The sequence below is a fragment of the Streptococcus cristatus genome, from assembly GCF_003943465.1.
GTDB lineage: Bacteria > Bacillota > Bacilli > Lactobacillales > Streptococcaceae > Streptococcus > Streptococcus cristatus_C.
This window is the reverse complement of record NZ_RJPR01000023.1, coordinates 1-5,895: the sequence shown is the minus strand read 5'-3', so window position 1 is coordinate 5,895 and position 5,895 is coordinate 1. Positions and strand designations below refer to the sequence as shown.

The 5,895-nt window shown below is 45.2% G+C and carries 3 protein-coding genes and 1 pseudogene; 3 read left to right on the top strand and 1 reads right to left on the bottom strand.

Annotation, left to right across the window (positions count from 1 at the left end; translation table 11 throughout):
* Nucleotides 1-15 precede the first annotated feature (15 nt).
* Nucleotides 16-204 carry an aminotransferase class-IV gene (locus tag D8793_RS12455; protein ID WP_125383915.1) on the bottom strand — a complete coding sequence of 63 codons (189 nt, stop codon included), beginning with the start codon at nucleotides 202-204 and terminating at the stop codon, nucleotides 16-18.
* Between the two features lie 2,494 nt (nucleotides 205-2,698).
* Between D8793_RS12455 and D8793_RS12450 the strand changes: the two genes are divergently transcribed.
* The 3 genes and pseudogenes from D8793_RS12450 to D8793_RS11655 form a co-directional block, all read left to right on the top strand.
* The gene (locus D8793_RS12450; protein ID WP_312023805.1) at nucleotides 2,699-3,238 is read left to right on the top strand and encodes an LPXTG cell wall anchor domain-containing protein; all 540 of its coding nucleotides are present in this window, start codon (nucleotides 2,699-2,701) and stop codon (nucleotides 3,236-3,238) included.
* A gap of 390 nt (nucleotides 3,239-3,628) precedes the next feature.
* Nucleotides 3,629-5,260 (top strand): Na/Pi cotransporter family protein, encoded by a 1,632-nt coding sequence (locus D8793_RS11660; protein WP_125372384.1) that lies wholly within the window; start codon nucleotides 3,629-3,631, stop codon nucleotides 5,258-5,260.
* A 203-nt stretch (nucleotides 5,261-5,463) separates the two neighbouring features.
* Nucleotides 5,464-5,895, top strand: a pseudogene (locus D8793_RS11655) (IS110 family RNA-guided transposase); the annotation flags it as partial.

The following is a 5,895-nucleotide window of genomic DNA, read 5'->3' as shown; positions in this document are numbered from 1 at the left end:
ATCGTTGAGCTTGAGTCAATCAGTTTCAACAAGCGAGTCAGCTTCAGCGTCATTGAGCTTGAGCCAGTCAGTTTCAACAAGTGAATCAGCTTCAACCTCAATGAGCGCAAGCCAGTCTGTATCAGTAAGCACAAGTGCCTCAGCGTCATTGAGCTTGAGCCAGTCAGTCTCAGCAAGTGAATCAGCTTCAAGCTCATTGAGCACCAGCCAGTCTGTATCAGCAAGTGCAAGTGCCTCAGCATCGTTGAGATTGAGTCAATCAGTTTCAACAAGCGAGTCAGCTTCAGCGTCATTGAGCGCAAGCCAGTCAGTTTCAACAAGTGAATCAGCTTCAACGTCATTGAGCACAAGTCAGTCAGTCTCAGTAAGTACAAGTTTGAGCACTAGTCTAAGTGCATCAATCAGTGCTTCAGAGTCAACAAGTACAAGTTTGAGTACAAGCCTCAGTGCTTCACTCAGTGCATCAGATTCAGCCAGCACAAGCTTGAGTACCAGTCTAAGTGCATCAATCAGTGCCTCAGAGTCAACAAGTACAAGTTTGAGCACAAGCCTCAGTGCCTCAATTAGTGCATCAGAGTCATCAAGTGCAAGCTTGAGCACAAGCCTCAGTGCTTCGATCAGTGCGTCAGATTCATCAAGCACCAGCTTGAGTACAAGCCTCAGTGCTTCGATCAGTGCGTCAGAGTCAACAAGTACCAGCTTGAGTACAAGCCTCAGTGCTTCGATCAGTGCGTCAGACTCAACAAGTACCAGCTTGAGTACAAGCCTCAGTGCTTCGATCAGTGCGTCAGAGTCAACAAGTACCAGCTTGAGTACAAGCCTCAGTGCTTCAATTAGTGATTCAGATTCAGCAAGTACAAGTTTGAGTACAAGCCTCAGTGCTTCACTCAGTGCATCAGATTCAGCCAGCACAAGCTTGAGTACGAGCCTCAGTGCCTCAATTAGTGCGTCAGATTCAGCAAGTACAAGTTTGAGCACAAGCCTCAGTGCCTCAATTAGTGCATCAGAGTCATCAAGTGCAAGCTTGAGCACAAGCCTCAGTGCTTCGATCAGTGCGTCAGATTCAGCAAGTACCAGCTTGAGTACAAGTCTAAGTGCTTCGGTCAGTGCCTCAGAGTCAACAAGTACAAGTTTGAGTACCAGTCTAAGCGCCTCAATTAGTGCAAGCGCCTCAGCAAGTACAAGTTTGAGTACAAGCCTCAGTGCTTCAATTAGTGCGTCAGACTCAACAAGTACCAGCTTGAGTACCAGTCTAAGCGCCTCAATTAGTGCAAGCGCCTCAGCAAGTACAAGTTTGAGTACAAGCCTCAGTGCTTCAATTAGTGCGTCAGACTCAACAAGTACCAGCTTGAGTACAAGCCTCAGTGCATCAATCAGTGCCTCAGACTCAGCAAGTACAAGTTTGAGCACAAGTCTAAGTGCTTCACTCAGTGCCTCAGATTCAACAAGTACAAGTTTGAGCACAAGCCTCAGTGCATCAATTAGTGCCTCAGATTCAACAAGTACAAGTTTGAGCACAAGCCTCAGTGCCTCAATTAGCGCTTCAGATTCAGCCAGCACCAGCTTGAGCACGAGCCTCAGTGCCTCAATTAGCGCTTCAGATTCAGCCAGCACCAGCTTGAGCACGAGCCTCAGTGCCTCAATTAGCGCTTCAGATTCAGCCAGCACCAGCTTGAGCACNAGCCTCAGTGCTTCACTCAGCGAGTCNGACTCAACAAGCACAAGTTTGAGCACAAGTCTAAGTGCTTCACTCAGTGCCTCAGACTCAACAAGTACAAGTTTGAGCACAAGCCTCAGTGCATCAATTAGTGCGTCAGATTCAGCAAGCACAAGTTTGAGCACAAGCCTCAGTGCATCACTCAGTGCCTCAGACTCAGCAAGTACCAGCTTGAGCACAAGTCTAAGTGCTTCACTCAGTGCCTCAGATTCAACAAGTACAAGTTTGAGCACAAGCCTCAGTGCCTCACTTAGCGCGTCAGACTCAGCAAGCACCAGCTTGAGCACAAGCCTCAGTGCGTCAATTAGTGCTTCAGATTCAACAAGCACAAGTTTGAGCACAAGCCTCAGTGCCTCACTTAGCGCGTCAGACTCAGCAAGTACAAGTTTGAGCACAAGTCTAAGTGCTTCACTCAGTGCCTCAGATTCAATAAGTACAAGTTTGAGCACAAGCCTCAGTGCATCAATTAGTGCCTCAGATTCAACAAGTACAAGTTTGAGCACAAGCCTCAGTGCCTCAATTAGCGCTTCAGATTCAGCCAGCACCAGCTTGAGCACGAGCCTCAGTGCCTCAATTAGCGCTTCAGATTCAGCCAGCACCAGCTTGAGCACGAGCCTCAGTGCCTCAATTAGTGCGTCAGATTCAGCAAGCACCAGCTTGAGNACAAGCCTCAGTGCCTCAATTAGTGCGTCAGATTCAGCAAGTACAAGCCTGAGCACAAGTCTAAGTGCTTCACTCAGTGCGTCAGATTCAGTAAGTACAAGTTTGAGCACGAGCCTCAGTGCCTCAATTAGTGCGTCAGATTCAGCAAGTACAAGTTTGAGCACAAGTCTAAGTGCTTCACTCAGTGCGTCAGATTCAGTAAGTACAAGTTTGAGCACGAGCCTCAGTGCCTCAATTAGTGCGTCAGATTCAGCAAGCGTAAGTGTAAGTACCTCTACATCACTTAGCGATAGCCTTTCAAGCAGCTTGAGTACAAGTGTGTCACAAGAGTCAAACTCATTCAGCTACAGTAAGGGTGATCCAACCAGCGAGTCTAAGCCAGAGTTTAACCTGCCAAGCTACCTCGCATCTGTAAGTGCAAGTACTTCAGCTTCTGTAAGTGATAGTCAGTCTATCTCTACTTCATTGAGTACAAGTGCAAGCATTTCAGGATCAATCAGTGCCAGTCATGCTATCGCTGACGATTCACTTTCAGCAAGTGCCTACTTGAGCATGAGTGTTTCTGCTTCATTGAGCACATCAGCAAGTGTGTCACTGAGTGATAGCGCAAGCATCTCTACTAGTCTGTCTGAAAGTGCATCTGTATCTAGTGCTACAAATCACTCTCAAGCACCTAAGCCACAGCCTGCACAACCAGAAAAAGTTAAGGTTACTCCAAATGCTAAAGCTTTACCAAATACAGGAACTGCCAATAATCCATTAGTAGCGCTTGGATTAGGAATAGCAACGTTGGCATCAGCCTTTCTTAAGAACAAAAAGAAGAAAGAATCAACATCTGATGTGAATTTGGAAGACTAATCTTAAAACCTAGCTAAAATGATACCAGCATTTTAGTGATGGAAAGCAAATCCCAGATAGCCATAGGCTATCTGGGATTTTTGCTTTTTGCATGTATAGAATATGAGTTGTGCTTAGATAAACTGAGATAATTTCTATCTTTTAAGCCTGATCCTAGAAAGCGATGAACCAAGCTAAAAATATTGAAATTTAGTTCTGTCTACTTGTCTTTTCATGTCGTGAGAGGGCCTTGTCGTCTAGTCTAGTTTGCTCTTGAGTGTGAAGAAAATAAAAGTTTCAAAATGAGCAAAAATAATTCAATTCTTTTTTAGAAAAGGCTTGTGAGATTAGGCTGGATGTTTTAAAATAGTATAGGAGATTATCCGCTATTTATTTTTCGGAGGAAAAGAAATGTCCATTAATTGGCAAGAAATTATATTTAGCTTTTTAGGAGGCTTAGGGCTGTTCCTGTACAGTATTCGTATGATGGGTGACGGCTTGCAGCAGGCAGCGGGAGACCGCCTGCGCTATTTCATTGATAAATACACGAGCAATCCTTTTTTAGGTGTGCTAGTTGGGATCGGGATGACAGCCCTGATCCAGTCTAGTTCAGGTGTGACAGTAATCACTGTCGGTCTGGTTAGTGCGGGGCTGTTGACCCTGCGTCAGGCTATCGGGATTGTCATGGGGGCCAATATCGGTACGACAGTGACCTCTTTCATCATTGGTTTTAAGTTGGGTGACTACGCCCTGCCCTTGCTCTTTGTAGGTGCGGTTTGCCTCTTTTTCACTAAGAATCGCTCAGTGAACAATGTCGGGCGCATCCTCTTTGGTGTCGGCGGGATCTTTTTCGCCCTCAATCTCATGAGTGGAGCCATGGAGCCTCTCAAAGACTTGCAAGTCTTCCGAGATTACATGGTTCAGCTAAGTAAAAATCCAGTCTTGGGTGTCTTTGTCGGAACAGGCTTGACTCTGCTCATTCAAGCATCTTCGGCGACCATTGGGATTCTGCAAAATCTCTATGCCAGCAATCTCATTGACCTGCAAGGAGCTTTACCAGTTCTCTTTGGTGACAATATCGGAACGACGATTACAGCGATTATTGCTTCCTTGGGGGCTAATATCGCAGCCAAGCGTGTCGCTGGAGCCCATGTAGCCTTTAACGTTGTGGGAACAGTCATCTGTATGCTCTTCCTTCTGCCTTTCACATCACTGATTCAGTGGTTTGAGACAGCCTTGCATTTGTCACCAGAAATGACTATTGCCTTTGCCCACGGAACCTTTAATATTACCAATACTATTATCCAGTTTCCTTTTATCGGCCTTCTAGCTTATTTGGTTACCAAGCTGATTCCGGGTGAGGATGAGACCGTTAAATACGAATCCCTCTACCTAGATACGATTTTGATTGACCAAGCGCCATCACTGGCTTTGGGAAATGCTAAAAAGGAACTCCTTCACTTGGGTGGCTACGCGGCTAAATCTTTCGAATTGGCCTATGATTATATCGTGAACTATGAAGAAAAATCTGCCGAAAAGGGTCATAAGACAGAGGAAGCCATCAATGCTATTGATGATGAATTGACGCGCTACCTGATTGTCCTATCTGGTCAGCAGCTCAATCCAAAAGAGAGTGAAGTCTTGACTAGCATTTTGGACTCTAGTCGTGATTTGGAGAGAATCGGCGACCACTCAGAAGCTCTGCTGAACTTGACAGACTACTTGCACCGCAAGAAAGTGGAATTTTCACCAGCTGCCTTGGCAGAGTTGGAAAACATTTATCAACTGACCTTGGACTTTATCAAAGAAGCTTTGACTTCTGTTGAAACAAATAATGTGGACTTGGCCAACACTTTAGAAGCCAAGCATGCAGCTATTGACAAGCTAGAACGCAGCCTGCGCAAGACCCACATTGCCCGTCTTAACAAGGGAGAATGTACGCCTCAGGCTGGGGTCAACTTCATCGATATCATTTCCCACTATACCAGAGTTGCTGACCATGCCATGAATTTGGCTGAGAAAGTACAGATGGAACAAATTTAAGACAGAAAGAGGCTGGGACAGACAGCCATGACGACATAGCCGTCACCCACAGAAACATGAAAATAAAGACAAAAGCCCTCATTTAGAAGTATAATCTAAGCGAGGGCTTTGTGGTTGATAATTTCTTGAATATCACTTTCGTGGGACAAACTAATCCACTCTACCGACGGGTACCCCAAAATATCGCCTTGAGCATGAGTATAAAAACACGACAACGGAAACACTATGTAGAGAGCCGTAATCGTGAGACCAATCGGATCCATAAAATCCTCCAATCAGGAGGTATTAAGCTGACAACCTACATAGAAGATATCATGGGGGCTTCTGGTCGAAACTTACTGCAACTGCTTATTGATGAGACGCCCCTTACCCCAAGAATGATCCATCAATCTGTTTATACCAGTTTGAAAAGAAAAGTTCCCCAACTCCTTGAGGCACTTGATGGGTATTTTTCGGCTCATCATCGTTTTATGTTAGGTCAGTCCTTGGAGATTTACGATTTTTATCAAAAAGAAATCGATTGTTTGGAAGAGCGTATGAACGGCTATCTAAATCTCTATGAGAGACCAGTGGAAATCCTAGATTCTATTCCTGGTATTGATCTCATTACAGCCTCTGTGATCATAGCGGAAATT